Source organism: Kribbella sp. NPDC050124, from assembly GCF_044460355.1.
In the GTDB taxonomy this organism is placed as follows: domain Bacteria; phylum Actinomycetota; class Actinomycetes; order Propionibacteriales; family Kribbellaceae; genus Kribbella.
The window spans coordinates 177,271-195,711 of record NZ_JBITJU010000018.1; the positions used below are offsets into that span (position 1 = coordinate 177,271).

The following is an 18,441-nucleotide window of genomic DNA, read 5'->3' on the forward strand; positions in this document are numbered from 1 at the left end:
CCCAAACAAGTCTTGGGCAGTAACCCTGCCTGACGCCCGCGCCAACCGTCAAACAGTTATTGGACAGTCCGAGTGATGCCGGCGACACACACATCAAGAATCTCGATGTGTTCTGCAAGGAATTGGCATTGGACGTCATACGGCGGGTGGGGTCAGGCTGAGGCGTGACGGGAAGTTCAGCGCGACCGCCCAAGGAGTGGAGCATGACGACAGGTAAGGGCAGGGTGATCAGCGGGATCACCATCTCGGCCGACGGGTACTCGGCGGGGCTCAACCAGACCGAGGAACGGCCGTTCGGCGACGACGGTGGCGACGGCTGGGGTGACAAGCTGCACGCCTGGTACTCCGACACCGCCGACGAGAACAAGGCCGAGATCGAGGAGCTGCTGAACGCCAAGGCGTTCATCATGGGGCGCAACATGTTCGGCCCGGTGCGCGGCGAGTGGGACCGGGACTGGAAGGGTTGGTGGGGCGACGAACCGCCGTACCACGCCCCCGTCTTCGTGCTCACTCACCATGCCCGCGATCCACAGCCGATGGACGGCGGTACGACGTACCACTTCGTCACCGACGGGATCGAGTCGGCGCTGGCCCAGGCACGCGAGGTGGCCGGGGACGGCGACGTTGCGATCATGGGCGGTGCGACGACCATCAACCAGTACCTCTCGGCCGGCCTCATCGACCAACTGCAGCTGCATATCTCGCCGCTCACGCTCGGCGCCGGCACCCGGCTGTTCGAGGGCGTTCCGCAGCTCAAACTCGAGCAGGTGAAGGCGCGCGCCGCGAGCCTGGTCACGCACGTGACCTACCGCGTGCTGTCCTGAGCTCGCTGCTGTTGGCCGACGTCCCGGAGGGCTTCGATCAGCGCGGTCGTGGCGGGCGGGTCGGGCGGCTCGCCGTACGTGACGACGCAGATCTGCCGGCGGAAGCTGGTCAGCTCGGTCGTGTGGACATCCGGTCGGCGATGGGCCTCGAGGGCGAAGCCGGGCAGCGTCGTGACACCCACGCCGGCGGCGACCAGAGCTTGTACGACGACAATGTCGTCGCTGAGTGATGCGAAGCGTGGGGAGAAACCTTCCGCCCGGCACACGTTGACCACCTCCTCCTGGCACCGTTCACAACCGCCGATCCAGGGTGAGTCGCGATGGTTCGCGATGCTGTCGTCCGGTTGCCGGCTCACCAGGTAGATCGAGTCGTCGCAGATGTGCACGAGACGGAATCCGTCGTCCTCGACCGGCGCATCGGCGTACCGGAAGATGAGTGCGACGTCGATCTCACCGTGCCGCAGCATCTGCAACGCCTCGACCGGGTGCCGTTCGATGAGGCTGAGCTCGATCCCCGGGTACGCCTCGGCCACCGTGGGCACGGCCTTCGGCACGAGCGTGCTCAGTACAGACGAGTTGGCGGCCAGGCGGACTCGGCCGGTCTGCAACCCGACCTGGGCCGCCAGTTCGTTGGTCGCTGCGTCGACGCGACCGATGATCTCGGCGGCCCGGTTGGCCAGCAGGTGCCCTTCTGGAGTCAGCCGGATTCCACGACCGACGCGCTGCACGAGCTTGACGCCGGTGGCCGCTTCCAAGCGCGACAAGTGATGACTGATCGACGGCTGCGAATAGTGCAGCTCTCTTGCCGCTTCGGTCACCGAGCCGTGCCGCGCCACCGCGGCCAGAACGTTCAGATGGACCAGGTTCAGCATAGATCAAAGGTATCAATGCGATTTTCGAAATTTGGCATTAGACGTCATAAATCCGCCGACCCATGCTGAGGTTCAAGGAGGTTCCACGATGTCCGCACACACTTCAGCGTCCCCGGTGTCAGACCTGAACAAGGGTCTGCTGTTCGGTGTTTCGGCGTACGGCATCTGGGGCCTGTTTCCCTTGTACTGGTTGCTTCTCGACAACGTCGGCGCGGTCGAGGCGCTCGCCCACCGCTTCCTGTGGGCGCTCGGGATCTGCGTGCTGCTGCTGTGGATCCGTCCCCGCCCCGGCTGGTGGCGCGAACTGAGGCAGCGACCGGCCGCGCTACGGCTGCTCGCTGCGGCCGCAGCAATCATCGCCTTCAACTGGTACCTGTACATCTGGGGCGTCCAGCACGACCGGGTGGTCGAGACCTCCCTCGGGTACTTCATCAGCCCGCTGGTCACGGTCATGCTCGGGGTCGTCCTGTTCCGCGAGCGGCTCCGGCGATCGCAGTGGTTCGCGATCTACCTGGCCGCGGTGGCTGTAGCGTGGCTGACGGTCGACTACGGTCGCGTACCGTGGGTTGCGATCGGGCTGGCAGTCACGTTTGCGACGTACGGCGTACTGAAGAAGAAGGCAGCCACCGGCGCCGTCGAGAGCCTGGCCGTCGAGGCGACGATCATCCTCCCCTTCACCCTGGGCTACCTGATCTGGCTGGACTTGGCCGACCGGGCTGCCTTCATCCATGCGGGCTGGTCCACGACCCTCCTCCTCATGGCCGCCGGCCCAGCCACCGCCATCCCCCTCCTCTTCTTCGCCGGCGCCGCCACCCGAATCCCCCTCACCTACCTGGGCCTCCTCCAGTACCTGACCCCCACCATCCAATTCCTCCTGGGCGTCTACCTCTACAACGAACCCATGCCCCCCGCCCGCCTCCTCGGCTTCGCCCTCATCTGGCTAGCCCTAGCCCTCTTCTCCGGTGGCACCCTCCACCACCTCCACAAACTCCGCACCCCCACCCCCCAACCTTGTACTTGACGCGGCGGCCGCGGAGCAGACCCGCGCCGCCACCGTGTGCGATCAGATGATCGACGACGTCGAGCACCCTTGAATCCTGAGCGGCATCGGATGCACACCGTGGAGAACTCCGTGTACAGGAAGTATCTGGGGCGACGGATGTTCTGGATTGTTGCTCTGAGCATCGCGGAACGGCCCATGAAGTCAGGCCGCTGAGCACTCGTCAGCGAGTTGATCTCCCTTCTGCAGGTCCTTGTGTGAGCGGGGTTCCGCGCGTAAATTCACAGACGATCCGTTGGCCTGGCAGCCCTTCATCCCCTGTTCGGCAGCCACCACGGATGGGGGCTGGGGGAAGACGCTCTGGGGGGCGCCAAGACGCTCGCGTCGCGAGCAAACACTGCTTTGCCATGCCGTCGGGCTGGTTCGCAACCACTCGCACGACGGTCGGGGGCCCAGATGACCGCATTGCCAGGGGACTCAGCGCGCGCGCCGCCGTGTCCGCGCGCGCCATAACTGCGAACAGTCCAAGTCTCATCCAGACCAGCGTCACAAGAAGGTCCCTTTCGACCGGATGGATTTCCCATGAAACGATTGTTTGCCTTACTCTTTGCGTCACTCCTCGCGCTCTTTGCGTTCGCTACGACCGCGCAGGCGGTGAGCCCTCACTTCGTCCGCGCCGACGCAAATCTGAGCGGCGCGAACCTGGTGGTCGATTTCAAGGAGGCCGGGCTCGGCACCAACCAGCTGATCTCGTACACGGCCACCGCGGACGCGACGGCGACCTATGTCTGTGTCAACCGCGGCGGTGGCAACCCCAGCGCCTCGAACAAGACCACGGTCAGTGGCCCAGTGAGTGCGAGCGGAACGTTCAGCTCCGGCAAGAACGGTCAGGTGACAGCGTCGCTCACGCTCACCCCACCGGGACCCGGTAGCTTCTCGTGCCCACCGGGACAAAGCCTTGAGATCGCACAGGTCAGCTACACCAACGTGGCCATCACCGACACGACGAACGGCATCACTGAGCCCATCCCAGGCACCTTCGACACCGGGTGCCTCCTGCCAAACGTGCGCGGCGCCTGCTAGACCTCGAAACCAATGTCCAGGAGGACCGGCCCACCCCAACGGCCGGTCCTCCGCCCGCGCCTCCACCAACCGATACAACCAGCCTGAGAGCGCTGAGGCACAATTGTTGTCACAGGCAACAAAGATCTGTGTCCCTCGGCGCACTGTCCCAGATGGCCTTGTTCAATCCGAGCTCACTGGAGCGGCAGGTTCGCCGGTCTGAGGGCTCCAGCTGCTGGGCCACGGAAACCTGTTGCATCTTGGGATGGATCGGTCACACAGTAGATGTCATGACCAGCCAGGCTGCCCCGCTTCTCGGTGGATTCTGCCTGCCGAGCGGTCGCGTCGTCGTACGGTAGCCCTCGCCTCACGGCGAGGGCGCCCCCGCGCGCTCCGGACAACTCCGTCCGCGGCGCCAACGACGACCCATTCTGGGAGACCGCGATGTCCACCATCGACGCCCACTACACCCCTGCGCACCACTTCGCCCGCGACGCAGACCGCTACGCCGCCTGGGAGCGAGCGGGCCTGTTCCGGCCACGCCGGGCGGCCGAACGTTTCGCGATGATCCTGCCGCCGCTGAACATCACCGGCGGCCTGCACCTGGGTCACGCGTATGAGCACGCCATCTCCGACGCGTTCATCCGGCACCGGCGGATGCTGGGCGCCGAGACTCTGTGGCTGCCAGGTACCGACCACGCCGGCATCGCCACCCAGGCCTTGATGGAACGGCAACTGGCCGCCGAGGGTACGAGCCGGCACGAGCTCGGCCGAGACGCGTTCATCGCTCGTACCCGCGCCTGGCGCGACGCGATCGGCGAGACGATCGCTGCGCAGATGCGACGCCTCGGCATGTCCCCGGACTGGGACCGGTCCACGTACACCCTGGATCCCGGCCCGGCTCGCGCGACCCATGCGGCATTCAGTCGCCTGTTCCGGCAGGGACTGATCTACCGCGCCGAACGAGACACCTTCTGGTGCACGGGCTGCCAGACCGGCCTGTCCGACATCGAGACCACCGAGACCGCCGGCGACCGCATCTGCACCCGCTGCCTGTCGAGGATCGAGATCCGTTCCACGCCGCAGTGGTACCTCGCGACCACGACGCCGGCCGCCGCCGCCCGGTTCGCGTTCGAATCCGGGCAGCTTCGCATCGATCCGCCCGAGTTGGCGACCGAGTACCTGCGGTGGCTCGACGAGATGCGTGACTGGTGCCTGTCGCGGCAGCTGTGGTGGGGCCACCGGATCCCCATCTGGTACGGCGCCGACGGCCAGCCTTGTTCGTTCGGGCCGGACGAGGCAATCCCGGCCGGCTGGACGCAGGACGAGGACACTCTCGACACCTGGTTCTCCTCGGGACTGTGGCCGCTGTCGACGCTCGGCTGGCCCGAGACGACTGAGGATCTGGCACGGTACTACCCGAACGATCTGCTCATCACCGGGTCAGACCTGCTGTTCTTCTGGGCGATCCGAATGACGATGCTGTGTACGCACCTGACCGGTACCGCACCGTTCAACCGGCTGTACCTGCACGGCATGATCCGCACTGAGCACGGCAAGAAGATGTCGACCTCGTTCGGGAACACCATCGACCCGCTCGACTACGCCGACGAGTTCGGAACCGACGCACTGCGCCTTGCGTTGTGCCGTGGCGCGCGGCCCGGCGCCGATCTGTCGTTCGGCCGCACCGACCTCACCGGCGCCCTTGCGCTGCTGAAAAAGCTGTGGAGCATCGCGCGGCTCGCCACCGCGTACGGCATCCGTCTTCCCGCCGGCACACGTCCGGAACCTCAGAAGCCCACGCACGCGCTGGATCGGTGGCTGGAGTCGCGCCTGGAACGGACCCGTGCACTCGCAACCGCTGGGTTCGATGAGCTCGACCTGGCCGGCGCGACCGATGCGCTGGCCCGGTTCATGCACGACGACCTGTCCGACCTGTACCTCGAGGCCCGCAAGCCGTCGCTCCGCCACGACGCCGGCTCGCGCACCACGCTGGCCGCGACGCTGGCAGAGCTCCTCCTACTGCTGCATCCGATCGCGCCCTACCTCACCGAGCAGCTGTGGGAGTCCCTCGCCGACACCGGCGGCTCCTGCCCGGATGCCCTCGACGCCCACGCATGGCCGGCCGCCCGTCCCGGACGGCTCGACCCGGAGGCCGAAACCGAGGCCGACCAGCTGCGTCACCTTCTGCACGCCGCCCGGTCGCATCGAGCCAACCGCGGCATCCCGGCCGGCACAATGCTCCCCGGCCACGCCAACGGCCTCGAGTGCTCCGCCGAACTGCTTCGGCTCGCGCGCCTGCGCCCGGACGACACGATCCGCGATGACCACGCAGCAACGATCTTCACGTGCGGGCCCGCGACGCTCACCATCGGCACATCACGCTGAGACACGCCCGCAAAGAGGCCGCCCAGGATGTCGGGCTTGTGGAGTCAAGGAGCGTTGCCAACGGAGCGGAGCGCCTGCTAGCCCAGCCCTAGCCCTCTTCTCCGGCGGCACCCTCCACCACCTCCACAAACTCCGCACCCCCACCCCCAACCTTGCGGTTGACGTCAGGCCTCGGCGTCGGGCGTGATCTGCTGCGAACACGCTCCGGCGCGGCTTGCCCAACTGGACAGGAAGCGGAGAGCCTCCGCGGCGGGGCTGCCGGGGTCGGCGGTGTAGGTGATGATGACGAGGCCGTCGCCAGGTAGTTCCAGTGCTTCGCCGGTGAGGTCGATGTCGCCGACCAGGGAGTTGTGCAGGCGTTTGGCGGCAGTGCGGTGGTGCCTGACGTTGTGCCGGGCCCATCGGACGCGGAACTCGTCACTTCGGGTAGCCAGCTCACCAACGAGGTCGGTGAGGCTCTTGTCGTGAGGACTGTGGCCGGCTTCGACTCGAAGTGCGGCGACGGAATCGTCGGCGACAGTTTCCCAGTCGAGGAAGAACACGGGAGCCCGCTGGTCGAGGAACAGGAACTTCGCGAGGTTCAGCGGCATTCGGTCGCGGTCCAGGATGCCGCCGTACAACGCAATGGCCAGGTCGTTGGCGGCGAGGATGTCGGTGCGGGCGTTGCGCACGTAGGCCGGGGTGGTCAGCGCTTCCAGGATGCGGTGGATGCCGGGGCGGACCTTCGAGACGGCCGTACGGCGTGAGCCGCGCACCGGACCGGTGGCTGCCCGGGCCAGGTCGAACAGGTGGGATCGTTCGGCGTCGTCGAGGCGCAGAGCCCGGGCGAGTGCGTCCAGGACCTGTTCGGAGACGCCGGACAGGTTGCCGCGCTCGAGCCGCGTGTAGTAGTCGGCGCTGACGCCCGCGAGCAGCGCGACTTCCTCGCGGCGGAGTCCCGCGACGCGGCGGTTGCCGCCGAACGTGGACAGGCCGGCCTGCTCCGGCGTCACGTTGGCTCGACGGCTGGTGAGGAACTCGCGCACGTCGTCCTTGTTGCTCACGGTGACCACGGTACGGGTGGGCGCAGCACGGCTGGGAGGGTCTGGTGGTACCTGGTACAGCAGGGACTCTCACTCGCGGCCGTGATGACTGTTCGCTGGAGGCATGACCACATCTCCACCCTCGAACGTGAACACGGCTCCGCGGACGGTCACGCTGAACAACGGCGTCGAGATGCCAATCCTTGGCTTCGGCGTCTTCCAGATCCCGGCAGACGAGACCCAGGCCGCCGTCGAAGAAGCCCTGGCGGCCGGCTACCGCCACCTCGACACCGCCGCCGCCTACGGCAACGAGGAAGCGGTCGGCGCCGCGATCGCCGCCAGCGGACTCGCCCGCGACGATTTGTTCGTCACCACCAAGCTGTGGATCCAGCACGCGCCGACCGGCAGCGTCGAGGACGACACCTTGCGCGCCTTCGACGCCTCGCTGCGCCGCCTCGGTCTGGACCGCCTCGACCTGTACCTGATCCACCAGCCGCTCGGCGACTACTACAGCGAATGGCGGGCCATGCAGAAGGTTCACGCCGAGGGCCGGGCCCGGGCGATCGGGGTCTCGAACTTCCACCCCGACCGGCTCGTCGACCTCATCGAGCACAACGAGATCACCCCGGCGATCAACCAGATCGAGACCCACCCGTTCCACCAACGCGCCGCCGACCAGGAACTCATGGCTGAGCGCGGCGTCCAGATCGAGTCGTGGGGACCGTTCGCCGAAGGCCGCAACAACCTGTTCACCGACCCCGTCCTCACCGCGATCGGCGAGGCCCACGGCAAGTCGGTCGCCCAGGTCGTGCTCCGCTGGCTCGTCCAGCGCGACGTCGTCGTCATCCCGAAGTCCGTCCGCCCGGACCGGATGGCCCAGAACCTCGACATCTTCGACTTCGCCCTCACCGACGACCAACTCGAGCAGATCGCCACCCTCGACACCGGCGACAGCCTCTTCTTCGACCACCGCGACCCCGCCATGGTCAGCTCCCTCGGCGGCCGCAGGATCGACTGACGTCCCGTGCACTCACAGCGATTCAGCGGCTCCCGCGGCCTGCCGCGACGGCAACTGCTCCGCATCGCGCTGGCCGGCACTGTCGCCGCGGCACCACTCGGCAGCTGCAGCCAAGGAACCGAAGACCCAAGCACAGGCCGAGGAGGACCGCTCACGGAGCAACCGTCGACCGCGCCCTCGAGGACCGCCCCGGTGAAGATCTTGATCGCGTACTTCTCGCGCCCTGGCGAGAACTACGACAACGGCGGCCGCACCTGGCTCGAGGTGGGCAACACCGAGGTTGTCACGACCATGATCGCTGACCTCGTACCGTGTGACGTCTACCGGATCGAGGCCGCCGAGCCCTATTCCGACAGCTACGACGACACCGTGGCCCGCAACGTCCGTGAACAGGACACCGATGCTCGTCCCGCGATCGCCGACCCGCTACCCGACCTCGACCGGTACGACGTCGTGCTGCTCGGCAGTCCGATCTGGAACGTGCGCGCTCCGATGATCATGTCGACCTTCACCGAGCAGCTCGATTTCACCGGTAAGACCGTTCACCCCTTCACCACCTACGCCATGAGCGGTCTCGGCACGACCGAACGCGACTACGCCCGAACCTGCGCAGGCGCCACCATCGCCGAAGGCCTGGCCGTCCGCGGTGAGCAGGTCCAGCAAGCCCGAACGCAGATCACCGGCTGGCTGCAACGCATCGGACTGCGCTGACCACATCCACAGAGGATCCCGAAAGGAACGCCATGACCACCTGGCTCATCACCGGCTGCTCCACCGGCCTCGGCCGCGCCTTCGCCGAGGCCGCCCTCGACCGCGGGCACAACGTCGTCGTCACCGCCCGCGACGTCGCCAAGGTGCAGGACCTGGCCGACAAGTACCCCGACAACGCACTCGCTTTGCCGCTCGACGTCACCAACGACGGCCAGGTCACCGCAGCACTCGGTGCCGCCGACGAACGCTTCGGCGCCATCGACGTCCTCGTCAACAACGCCGGCTACGGCTACCGCGCCGCCGTCGAAGAAGGCGAGGACGACGCCGTCCAGCAACTCTTCGACACCCACGTCTTCGGGACCGTGCGCACCATCAAGGCCGTCCTGCCCGGCATGCGCGCCCGCCGTACCGGCACGATCGTGAACCTGTCCTCGATCGGCGCGCGGATCTGCCCCGAGGGCTCCGGGTACTACTCGGCCGTCAAAGCCGCGATCGAGGCGCTGACGTTGTCGCTGCGCAAGGAGGTCGCGCCGCTCGGGATCACCGCCGTGGTCGTCGAGCCAGGCGGGTTCCGCACCGACTTCGCGGGTCGCTCCCTGACCCAGTCAGCCACTCCGATCGCCGACTATGCCGACACCGCGGGCAAGCGCCGCAAGGAGCACGACACCGGGCACGGAAAGCAACCTGGCGACCCGGCCAAGGCCGCTGCCGCCCTGATCCAGGCCGTCGAGTCCGACACCCCGCCGTACCTGCTGTGCTCGGCAACGACACCTCCGACGGCTTCCGCGCCGCCCTCGACGCGCTCCGCGCCGAGGCCGACGCATGGGAAGACCTAAGCCGCAGCACCGACTTCGACGCCTGACCGAAAGAGTCCACGATGCCTGAACCGACCCCAGCACAACGAGCCATCGGCGACTTCGCACCCAAGCTCGTCGAACTCACCGACGACGTCTTGTTCGGCGACGTCTGGAAACGCACCGACCTCTCGCCGCGGGACCGCAGCCTCATCACCGTGGCCAGTCTGCTCACCTCCAGCAGCTTCGAACAGCTGCCCAACCACCTACGCCTCGCCCGGCAGAACGGCCTCACCGAGACCGAGCTCAAAGAGGCCATCATCCACCTCGCGTTCTACGCCGGCTGGCCCAAGGCCATGTCCGCCATCCAAGTCGCCAAAACCATCTTCGCCAACGGACAGTAGGCCCAAGGCGTCGAGCTTGCTCAGTGAAAGCCAGCTAGCCCAGCGTGTGCATCAGGGTGGTGACATACGTGTCCAGGCGCTGCTCCACGGCTCGGGTTGTCAGGTCTGTGCGGCCTGCCTCCCGCCAGGGTCGCGACACCAGTTGCACTTCTTCTGAGGACGCCAGGGCGTCCCGCACGAGCCAGTACAGCCGCTCGCTCGGGGCCGCGGCCAGTACACCGCCGGCCTCCTCATAAGCCCCGGGGAAGCGCAGGCCCCAGGTTGGGCCGTGTAGCAGGGCGAGGTTGACGGAGCAGTGCGCTACGTCGAGGTCTGCCGGGCCCCAGGAGGTTGATGCCCAGTCGACGATGCCGGTGATGTCGGCACCGGCTGGGCCGTCGAAGAGGACGTTGCCGGGTTGGAAGTCGCGGTGCAGGAAGCGGCCTTCGTACGGCGGGGCGGGCTTGCGGATCATGTCGATTGCCGCGGACCAGGCCGCCGGGTCGGCGCCGGTCGGAGTCACTACGGTGTCGGCGGTCGTCAAGGCCACGTAATCCCGGGGCCGCTGGGCGGGGCGCAACGCATGGATCGCCACGAGTTGGCGGGCCAGCAGCGGGACACGCGTCTCCAAGCCCTCGTCCTCGAGGACCGTGCGGCCGGCCAGATGTGTCATCAGGAGCGACGGATACTCGCACTGCGCGGCGGTCGGATCAACCGCGACCAGTCGAGGAGCCGGGACACCGGTCCCCGGGAGCATGGCCAGGGCGCCCGCCTCCCTCTCCAGCGATTCCTCAGCATGCTCCACGTCGACGAACGTCCGCAGCACCAGGTCCCGGGTGCCTCCGTCCGGCATGGCGATGGTCAGCCGCCGCATTTCCGCACTGATACCCCCGTGCAACACCTCGGCCCTGACAATCCGCTCCCCAACCTCCAACTGCCGGCTCGCCCAAGCCAACGTCAGCGGTCGAATGATCCCCAAGTCCTCGTGGTCGCTCACCACGCCACCTCACCATCCGGACGGCAGCACACGCGACCGATTTGTTGGCCCCTTGCCGGGCCGCAAATGCGGCCCGGCAGTCGGGGTGGGTCAGCGGGTGGAGACGCGGACCTTGATGGAGGTGGTGGTGCGGGACAGGACCTTGATGTTCAGGCCGTTGTTGGGGACCTTGACGCCGGCTGTGGGTTGGGAGGCGTACCAGTAGGTCTTGCTGTCGTTGAAGGTGGGGACGGCGTTCTGGCCGCGGATGTAGCTGGGCTGGCCGTTGACGTGCAGGGTGAACGAGTCCGCCTTCTCGAGGCCGAACGGTGCGTCGTAGCCGCCGACCCGGGGGCGCCAGAGTTGGCCGTCGATGCGGTTGATCGGGACCGGGTGCGAGTCGACCGGGAGCACCAGGCCTTCGCCGAAGTGTTCGCTGGTGTTGTTGTCGCCCTGCGAGGTGTCCCAGTACCAGATCAGCAGGCCGTCCTGGTACGGGAAGTGCTCGACCCAGTCCGGCCGCGTGTTGAGGAAGCCGAAGTTGTACGGGCCGGTGCGCAGGTACTTGTCGTGCGACACGTAGTTGATGTGCGAGGCCAGGTAGAAGTTGTCGTGCAGCCCCGTCACCGACGCGCCGATCGAGCTGAACCCGGCCAGCGTCCAGCCCTCCGGTGGGGTCTCGGCGCCGGACGAGAACACCGTCGCGCCACCGGACGCCACCTGGATCGAGTCGGCGAAGAAGCCCTTGCCCTTGACCGCGCCGTCGGTCTGGTAGCGGACGCGCAGCCCGACCGTCTTGTTCTGGTACGGCGTGAGGTCGAACGTCGCCGGGACGTAGGCACTGGTCCCGTCGATACCGTTGCCCTCGGCAGCCTTCGTGATGTTGCCGGCGATCGGCTTGTAGCCGGTGCCGTCGTCCACCTCGACGTACGCGTAGTCGCAGGGATCGGGACCGCAGTCCTCGATGTCCCACTTCGCCTGGAACGTCAGCGAGGCCGCCCCGGCTCCGAGCGTGACCTGGCGCGACATCGTGTTGTTGAGGTCGTCACCACTGCCGCTCCACCACTGTCTGCTGCCGGCCGCCGGAGCGCCGTACTCGACCGTGACCGACTTCTTGGGCAGTACGACGACCAGCCCCTGCGGCTTCGCCGAGTTGTACTCGTGTGGACCCAGCACCAGCGTCCGGTTCTGCCCGGCCAGGACGATCTCGTAGTCCAGCCAACCGAGCTGCAGCTTGGACCACGCGTCCAGGTCGGCCGACCTGGTGCCGATGCCCTGGTCCTTGCGTGCACTGACCCGGCTCTGAGCCATCAGCGACCACCAGTTGACGCTGTTCTCGCCGCCACCGGAGGTGTCGTAGAGGTCGGGCAGACCGAGGTCGTGCCCGTACTCGTGCGTGAAGACGCTGACGCCGCCGTTCTCCGGCTGGATCGTGTAGTCGCCGACCCAGACTCCGGTGTCGCCGGCCTGGGTGCCGCCCAGCGGGTTGCCCGTCGGGCCGCCGCCACCGATCGGTGTGGTCTGCACGTACCAGCGGTGCGACCAGATCGCGTCCTCACCCTGGTGCGGATCGCCGTCGGCCTGGTCGCCGCCGGCGTGCACGATCTGGAAGTGGTCGATGTAGCCGTCCGGCTCGTCGAAGTTTCCGTCACCGTCGAAGTCGTACCGGTCCCACTGGTCGAACGTCTTCAGCTCGGCCGTGATCTGCGCCGTGGTCCGGCCCGCCGCCTTCTGGTCGGCCACCCACTGGTTGACCGCGTCCTGGATCAGGAACCACGTGTTGCTGCACACGTTCGACGCACACGGGAAGCCGTCACTGCGCCCGTACCGCGCCTCGTTGTACCGCACCTTCACCCAATCGGTGACCTTGCCTTCGATGCTGTAGCGGCCCGAGGACTGCTTTTCGTAGTACTGCCGAACCGTCTCGACTCCGGCGGTGCGGCCGTTCCCGAAGTACAGGTCCTGGTAGTACGCGCGGTTGTAGTCCGACCGCCACACGGTCGAGTTGTCGACCGTCCGATCAGGCTCGGGGATCGCGTTGCGCAGCGGTCCGTCGAAGGTGGTCGGACCGGGCGTGTCCGGATCGGTGTCCTGGTCCGGGTAGCTGGGATGCCGCTCATTGCCGAACTCGGCCAGTACGACGAAGATCCGGTCGGTCTTCTCCCGCGCCAGCTCGACGTACTGGTCGACCTTGGCGACGGTCTTCCGGCCGCGGCTGTCGGTCTTTCGGACCGACTTCTTGCCCAGCTTCATCACGGTGCTGTCGCCGCGCTTCTCCGCCTTGGCCTGACCGCTCAGCAGCAGGCTCCAGGCCTCCTCACGCAACTCCTGGCGCTTCTCCTCCTGCGGGTTCGGAAGCGCGTCGGACGTGGTTGCCTTGGCCCCCTGACTCGCTGGGGCCGTGTCCACCGGTGGTGCCGCGACGCCCGTCGAGCCGGTGCTCGCTCCGAACGTCGCCACGAGGGCCAGACCTAGTAGTCCGGCTGCTGATCTGCGCACGATCCCTCCCTGAATCGCCACGCCCCAGGTCGGGTGCCTGGGCGGTAGCCCCCGAGCTGACAGCGCCACCGTACGACGAAGTCACCGATCCCTGAAGGCTTCGGCCGGAGGCCTCGCGCCCGAAAACGCCTCTTGCCGTTCGGCCCGCTTGCCGCCACACTCTCTCAGTGGGGCTGGATCAGGCCGGGGGGCATGATCCTCATTTCTGGGGGTGGGGGCAATGGCGCATGCGCGTGCGCGAATCCGATTCGACCGGACGGTGGGGATCCTGGTTGCGGTGGCGACGGCCGTGTTCGGCCTGTTCGCGCTCCCGAGTACGGCGGCCGCCGCCGCACCCGCCCACGTCCAGAGTCGCGCCAAACAGGTCAACGGCACGCTGAACAGCCTCGCGTTCACGAACGCCAACGCGGGCGGCAACCTGGTCGTCGTGTACCTGGTGTGGAACGACACCTCGACCGCGACCGTGACCGACAGCCGGGGCAACGTCTACGCGCCCGCGGCGCCGGTCCAGCGATGGAACGGCAACACGCTCAGTTCCCAGGTGTTCTACGCCAAGAACATCGCGGCAGGGACGAACACCGTCAGCGCGAAGCTGTCCAGTTCGGCCTGGTCGGGGTTGTACATCCACGAGTACTCCGGAATGGACAAGGCCAGTCCGCTCGACGTGTCCTCGGCAGCGGTCGGGACCGGTAGCGCGATGAACAGCGGGACCGCGACGACCACCAACGCCAACGACCTCATCTTCGGCGCCGGCGCATCCGCCGACACCGTCACCGCCGTCGGCGCGGGTTTCACCAGCAGGCGCAGCGAGTTCGGCAACCGAACTGAGGACAAGCTGGTCACCACGACGGGCGCACATCACGCCGAGGCCACTCAGAACGGGTCGGCGTGGGTGATGCACATGGTGGCCTTCAAGGCCGAGGGAGGACCCGTCGACACGACTCCCCCGACGGTCACCGTGACCACTCCGGCGAACAACGCCAGCGTCAGCGACATCGTGGCGGTCTCCGCGGACGCGTCCGACAACGCCGAGGTCATGGGTGTCCAGTTCTTCGTCGACGGTACGGCGAAGGGGCCTGAGGACACGACAGCGCCGTACGCGCTGAGCTGGGACAGCCGCACGGTCGCCAACGGTGCGCACACCTTGTCGGCGCGCGCCCGCGACGCCGCCGGGAACACGACGACGTCGACGGTGGTCAACGTCAACGTAGCGAACACGAACCACTTCCAGAACGAGATCCTGGCGACCGGGTTCGACCTGCCGACCACGTTCGAGTTCCTGCCGGACGGCCGGATGCTGGTCGGCGAGTTGCAGGGCAAGATCAAGATGCTCCCGCCGCCGTACACGCAACCGAGCGCCACGCTGTTCCTGCAGATCGCCAACATCGGCTCGGCCGGCGTGCAGCAGGGGCTCTACGACATCGCGCTCGACCCGGGATTCGCCACCAACCGCTATTACTACGTCTTCTACACCCTGGGTACGCCGAACCACGACCGCGTCTCCCGCTTCACCGCGAACGCGACGCTCACCGGCACCGTGCCGGGCAGTGAGTTCGTGCTCTACGAGGACCCGCAGGACGCCGACGCCGAGCACCATGGCGGCGCACTGAACTTCGCCAACGACGGGAAGCTCCTGTTCACGACCGGCGAGCACTTCATTCCCGAGCTGGCGCAGTTGCTGACGAACCCGCGCGGCAAGGTGCACCGGATCAACACCGACGGTACGGCGCCAGCCGACAACCCCTTCTACGACGGGGCCGGGCCGAACGTCGACACCATCTGGGCACGCGGCCTGCGCAACCCGTTCCGGGCGTACTACGACCCGCCGACCGACCGCCTGTTCATCGGCGATGTCGGCGGCAACGACCCGGCGACGGCCGAGGAAGAGGTCAACCTGGCGAGCCGGGGCGCGGACTTCGGCTGGCCCAACAGCGAGGGACCGTGCTCGGCGCCGTGCACCAGCCCGCTGGTCTACTGGCCGCACGCCGGCCGCGACGCCTCCGTGACCGGCGGCTTCGTGTACCGCGGAACCGCCTTCCCGGCGGCGTACCAGGGCGCCTACTTCTACGCCGACTACGCGCAGAACTGGATCCGCGGCCTCACGCTGGACGCCAGCGGAGCCGTCACGGGAACCTTCAACTTCGAACCAGCTGACGGCTCGGTCGACGGCCCGTACGGCGACGTCGTCTACCTGGCCCAAGGACCGGACGGCGCCCTGTACTACGCCGACCTGGGCTACTCCGACGACAGCGGGACCTTCGGCGTCAGCAAGATCCGCCGCATCAAGTACGTCGAGTCCAACCAGGCTCCGGTGGTGAACGCCACCGCGACGCCGGCATCCGGCCCGACACCGCTGCAGGTCACGTTCTCCAGCGCCGGTTCGTCCGATCCCGAGGGTCAGCCGCTCACCTACTCCTGGACCTTCGGCGACGGTGCCACGTCGACCGCGCCGAACCCGGTCCACACCTACGCCACGGCCGGCGCCTACCAGGCCCGGCTGACGGTCTCCGACGGCGTGAACACCACCATCTCCACGCCCATCGCGATCAATGCCGGGAGCCTTCCGGTAGCGACGATCCTGGCGCCCACCGACGGCGCCCAGTTCCAGGCAGGCGACGTCATCACCTACTCCGGTGACGGCACCGACCCGGACGACGGTCCGCTTCCGGCCAGCGCGTTCACCTGGAACATCGACTTCCTGCACGACGGTCACGTCCATCCCGGGACACCGATCACCGGAGTCAAGAGCGGCAGCTTCACCATCCCCACGGAAGGCCACGACTTCACCGGCAACACCCGGTACCGGATCACCCTGACCGTCCGCGACTCGACCGGCCTGAGCTCGACCAAGTCGGTCACGGTCCATCCCCAAAAGGTGAACTTGACCTTCAACAGCGTGCCCGCCGGCCGGACCTTGTACTTCGACGGCATCGCGAAGACGACCCCGTTCGTCGCCGACACCCTCGTGGGGTTCCATCACACTGTCGAGGCACGCAACCAGGTCGCGGGCGGCACGTCGTACACCTTCGCCTCGTGGTCCGACGGCGGCGGCCAGCAGCACACGATCACCGTACCGGCGACGCCGCAGAGCTACACCGCGACGTTCACCTCGGCACCGCTACCCAACGGCCTCGTCGGCGCGTGGGGATTCAACGAAGGGACCGGGACGAGCGTGGGCGACTCGTCCGGTAGCGGAAATCACGGCACCCTCTCCGGCGCCTCCTGGACCGCGTCCGGCAAGTACGGCGCCGCCCTCTCGTTCAACGGGTCGACGGGCACCGTGACCGTGCCACACTCGGCCTCACTCAACCTCAACTCCAGCTTCACCTTGGAAGCCTGGGTCAACCCGACGGCGCTCACGGCGTACCAGACCGTCCTGATCAAGGAACAGACCGGCGGTTGCGGCTACTGGTTGCAGACCACCGGCAGCACCATGGCCAGCGGCTTCAGCAACAACGGTTGCCGTGAGCATGCGAATGACGCTCCGGCCATCCCGCTCAACCAGTGGTCCCATCTCGCCGCCGTCTTCGACGACACCGCCAACACCTACACCCTCTACCTGAACGGTACGGCGGTCCTGTCCGAGAGCGAGACCACGGCGCCGGTACCCAACACCCAAGCCCTGGTCTTCGGCCAGTCCGCCTGCACGAGCTGCGCGAACGAACGCTGGCGCGGTCTGCTCGACGACATCCGCATCTACAACCGGCCGCTCACCGCCACCGAGATCCAGACCGATCTGGCCACGGCCGTCCAGTGAGTCGAGCGTTGCTACCAGCGCCACCAGCTTGAGCGCCGGTGCGCGACGCGCTTCTCGCCGTTCAACCGTGGCAGCGTCAACAGGCAATCCAGGCCCACGGCGTCGTCGACACGGCTGCAGAGGCGAGTGCCGCCCTCGTGGTGGTCCACGAGCACCTCTGGTCCACGGCTGCCGTCGGGTTGCCGCACGTAGGCGCGCGCATCGGTACGACGAAGCCAGCGGATCAAGTCGCCGACCGAGGACTCCTCGGTGCCGCTGGAACCGCCGTCGAACCGGACGGCGACGATGTTCTCCAGCTCGTCTCCCCCGGCCATCCGAATCGCACTGATGTACAGCGTCGTGTAGCTAGCCAAGCTCACCATTTGCGACCGGCCTCCCGGCTGCAATCCTGCTGCATACCCCACTGTGAACGAAAGTCGATCGACTGCGCGTCACCGGCCGACTACGGCGCGCCCAACTCCTCCGATCGGGGGACACCGGGTTCCACCGGGCGATCGGCCAGACGGTGGATCCTGACGGCCGCCGAACCGGCGGATTGTTGCTCTCGACGGTACGGAACAGCCGGACCGAAGAGAAAGGAACCCAGAGAAATGAGCACCACCGCACCCACCCCGAACACCGCCCCGAAGACCGCCCCGAAGACCCGGACCTGGGTCATCGCCACCGTTGCCGCCGGCTGCGTCGCGATGGTCGGGATCGTCGCCGCCGCCGTCGTCGGCGTGCAGGGGCCGTCCCAGGCAAGTGCCGGCCCAGCGGTGATGCCAGCCGGCACCGTGCAGTACCACTCGCAGACCGGGCACCGCGGCAACGCTCCGTCGGCTTCCATGGAGTTGCTGCAGCAGCAGCTCGCGCAGCTCAACTACTACAACGGGCCGATCACGGGCTATCAGAACGCCGGCACCGTCAACGCCATCATGTACCTGCAGCGCGACGCCAACCTTCCACAGACCGGCCACCTGGACCAGGCAACCCGCGACGCGCTGAACTCCATGCTGGTGCACGGCAACAACCAGATGGCCGGCTGAGCCAGCGAACCCCCACGGCGGGGGGGGGGGGGGGGGGGGGGGGGGGGGGGGGGGGGGGGGGGGGGGGGGGGGGGGGGGGGGGGGGGGGGGGGGGGGGGGGGGGGGGGGGG

General features: G+C 67.5%; 15 protein-coding genes. 10 read left to right on the forward strand and 5 right to left on the reverse strand.

Annotation, left to right across the window (positions count from 1 at the left end):
* Window positions 1-203: 203 nt before the first annotated feature.
* Window positions 204-824 carry a dihydrofolate reductase family protein gene (locus ACIBL3_RS32885; RefSeq protein ID WP_396357682.1) on the forward strand — a complete coding sequence of 207 codons (621 nt, stop codon included), beginning with the start codon at window positions 204-206 and terminating at the stop codon, window positions 822-824.
* Here the strand turns inward: ACIBL3_RS32885 and ACIBL3_RS32890 are convergent.
* Window positions 806-1,696: a LysR family transcriptional regulator gene (locus ACIBL3_RS32890; RefSeq protein ID WP_396357683.1), complete on the reverse strand. Its 891-nt coding sequence runs from the start codon at window positions 1,694-1,696 to the stop codon at window positions 806-808. The genes ACIBL3_RS32885 and ACIBL3_RS32890 overlap by 19 nt on opposite strands.
* Before the next feature lie 88 nt (window positions 1,697-1,784).
* On the opposite strand from ACIBL3_RS32890, the gene rarD reads away from it, so the two are divergent.
* From rarD to ACIBL3_RS32905, 3 genes are all read left to right on the forward strand, one after another.
* Window positions 1,785-2,717, forward strand: coding sequence for an EamA family transporter RarD (gene rarD, locus ACIBL3_RS32895; RefSeq protein WP_396357684.1), 933 nt, complete (start codon window positions 1,785-1,787; stop codon window positions 2,715-2,717).
* 561 nt (window positions 2,718-3,278) lie between these two features.
* On the forward strand, window positions 3,279-3,779 hold the full coding sequence (locus ACIBL3_RS32900; protein WP_396357685.1) for a hypothetical protein: 501 nt from the start codon (window positions 3,279-3,281) through the stop codon (window positions 3,777-3,779).
* Window positions 3,780-4,202: 423 nt separating this feature from the next.
* Window positions 4,203-6,146, forward strand: coding sequence for a class I tRNA ligase family protein (locus ACIBL3_RS32905; protein WP_396357686.1), 1,944 nt, complete (start codon window positions 4,203-4,205; stop codon window positions 6,144-6,146).
* A gap of 164 nt (window positions 6,147-6,310) precedes the next feature.
* On the opposite strand, the gene ACIBL3_RS32910 is transcribed toward ACIBL3_RS32905, so the two are convergent.
* A complete protein-coding gene (locus ACIBL3_RS32910; protein ID WP_396357687.1) occupies window positions 6,311-7,189 on the reverse strand; it encodes a helix-turn-helix transcriptional regulator in 879 nt (292 codons plus the stop codon).
* A 103-nt stretch (window positions 7,190-7,292) separates the two neighbouring features.
* Between ACIBL3_RS32910 and ACIBL3_RS32915 the strand changes: the two genes are divergently transcribed.
* From ACIBL3_RS32915 to ACIBL3_RS32930, 4 genes are all read left to right on the forward strand, one after another.
* A complete protein-coding gene (locus ACIBL3_RS32915; RefSeq protein ID WP_396357688.1) occupies window positions 7,293-8,186 on the forward strand; it encodes an aldo/keto reductase in 894 nt (297 codons plus the stop codon).
* Between the two features lie 192 nt (window positions 8,187-8,378).
* The gene (locus ACIBL3_RS32920; protein WP_396357689.1) at window positions 8,379-8,897 is read left to right on the forward strand and encodes a flavodoxin; all 519 of its coding nucleotides are present in this window, start codon (window positions 8,379-8,381) and stop codon (window positions 8,895-8,897) included.
* A 32-nt stretch (window positions 8,898-8,929) separates the two neighbouring features.
* Window positions 8,930-9,733, forward strand: coding sequence for an oxidoreductase (locus tag ACIBL3_RS32925; RefSeq protein WP_396357690.1), 804 nt, complete (start codon window positions 8,930-8,932; stop codon window positions 9,731-9,733).
* 41 nt (window positions 9,734-9,774) lie between these two features.
* Window positions 9,775-10,095, forward strand: a complete 321-nt coding sequence (locus ACIBL3_RS32930) for a carboxymuconolactone decarboxylase family protein (RefSeq protein WP_396357691.1) — start codon at window positions 9,775-9,777, stop codon at window positions 10,093-10,095.
* A 34-nt stretch (window positions 10,096-10,129) separates the two neighbouring features.
* Here the strand turns inward: ACIBL3_RS32930 and ACIBL3_RS32935 are convergent, their stop codons facing one another.
* Both ACIBL3_RS32935 and ACIBL3_RS32940 read right to left on the reverse strand, forming a co-directional pair.
* Window positions 10,130-11,071 carry a phosphotransferase family protein gene (locus ACIBL3_RS32935; RefSeq protein ID WP_396357692.1) on the reverse strand — a complete coding sequence of 314 codons (942 nt, stop codon included), beginning with the start codon at window positions 11,069-11,071 and terminating at the stop codon, window positions 10,130-10,132.
* Window positions 11,072-11,161: 90 nt separating this feature from the next.
* The gene (locus tag ACIBL3_RS32940) at window positions 11,162-13,549 is read right to left on the reverse strand and encodes an immune inhibitor A domain-containing protein (RefSeq protein ID WP_396357693.1); all 2,388 of its coding nucleotides are present in this window, start codon (window positions 13,547-13,549) and stop codon (window positions 11,162-11,164) included.
* A 220-nt stretch (window positions 13,550-13,769) separates the two neighbouring features.
* Between ACIBL3_RS32940 and ACIBL3_RS32945 the strand changes: the two genes are divergently transcribed.
* Complete coding sequence (locus ACIBL3_RS32945; protein WP_396357694.1) at window positions 13,770-17,306, forward strand: PQQ-dependent sugar dehydrogenase; 3,537 nt, start codon at window positions 13,770-13,772, stop codon at window positions 17,304-17,306.
* 11 nt (window positions 17,307-17,317) lie between these two features.
* Here the strand turns inward: ACIBL3_RS32945 and ACIBL3_RS32950 are convergent, their stop codons facing one another.
* Window positions 17,318-17,668, reverse strand: a complete 351-nt coding sequence (locus ACIBL3_RS32950; protein ID WP_396357695.1) for a hypothetical protein — start codon at window positions 17,666-17,668, stop codon at window positions 17,318-17,320.
* A gap of 228 nt (window positions 17,669-17,896) precedes the next feature.
* Here ACIBL3_RS32950 and ACIBL3_RS32955 point away from each other — a divergent pair, with 228 nt between their 5' ends.
* A complete protein-coding gene (locus ACIBL3_RS32955) occupies window positions 17,897-18,331 on the forward strand; it encodes a peptidoglycan-binding protein (protein ID WP_396357696.1) in 435 nt (144 codons plus the stop codon).
* Window positions 18,332-18,441: the final 110 nt, after the last annotated feature.

Excerpts from the sequence above, each read along its gene's own strand:
- ACIBL3_RS32915 (WP_396357688.1), top strand. The coding sequence starts at position 7,293 with ATGACCACATCTCCACCCTCGAACGTGAACACGGCTCCGCGGACGGTC.
- ACIBL3_RS32945 (WP_396357694.1), top strand. The coding sequence starts at position 13,770 with ATGGCGCATGCGCGTGCGCGAATCCGATTCGACCGGACGGTGGGGATC.
- ACIBL3_RS32955 (WP_396357696.1), top strand. The coding sequence starts at position 17,897 with ATGAGCACCACCGCACCCACCCCGAACACCGCCCCGAAGACCGCCCCG.
- ACIBL3_RS32930 (WP_396357691.1), top strand. The coding sequence starts at position 9,775 with ATGCCTGAACCGACCCCAGCACAACGAGCCATCGGCGACTTCGCACCC.
- ACIBL3_RS32905 (WP_396357686.1), top strand. The coding sequence starts at position 4,203 with ATGTCCACCATCGACGCCCACTACACCCCTGCGCACCACTTCGCCCGC.
- ACIBL3_RS32925 (WP_396357690.1), top strand. The coding sequence starts at position 8,930 with ATGACCACCTGGCTCATCACCGGCTGCTCCACCGGCCTCGGCCGCGCC.
- ACIBL3_RS32890 (WP_396357683.1), bottom strand. The coding sequence starts at position 1,696 with ATGCTGAACCTGGTCCATCTGAACGTTCTGGCCGCGGTGGCGCGGCAC.
- rarD (WP_396357684.1), top strand. The coding sequence starts at position 1,785 with ATGTCCGCACACACTTCAGCGTCCCCGGTGTCAGACCTGAACAAGGGT.
- ACIBL3_RS32885 (WP_396357682.1), top strand. The coding sequence starts at position 204 with ATGACGACAGGTAAGGGCAGGGTGATCAGCGGGATCACCATCTCGGCC.
- ACIBL3_RS32900 (WP_396357685.1), top strand. The coding sequence starts at position 3,279 with ATGAAACGATTGTTTGCCTTACTCTTTGCGTCACTCCTCGCGCTCTTT.
- ACIBL3_RS32950 (WP_396357695.1), bottom strand. The coding sequence starts at position 17,668 with ATGGTGAGCTTGGCTAGCTACACGACGCTGTACATCAGTGCGATTCGG.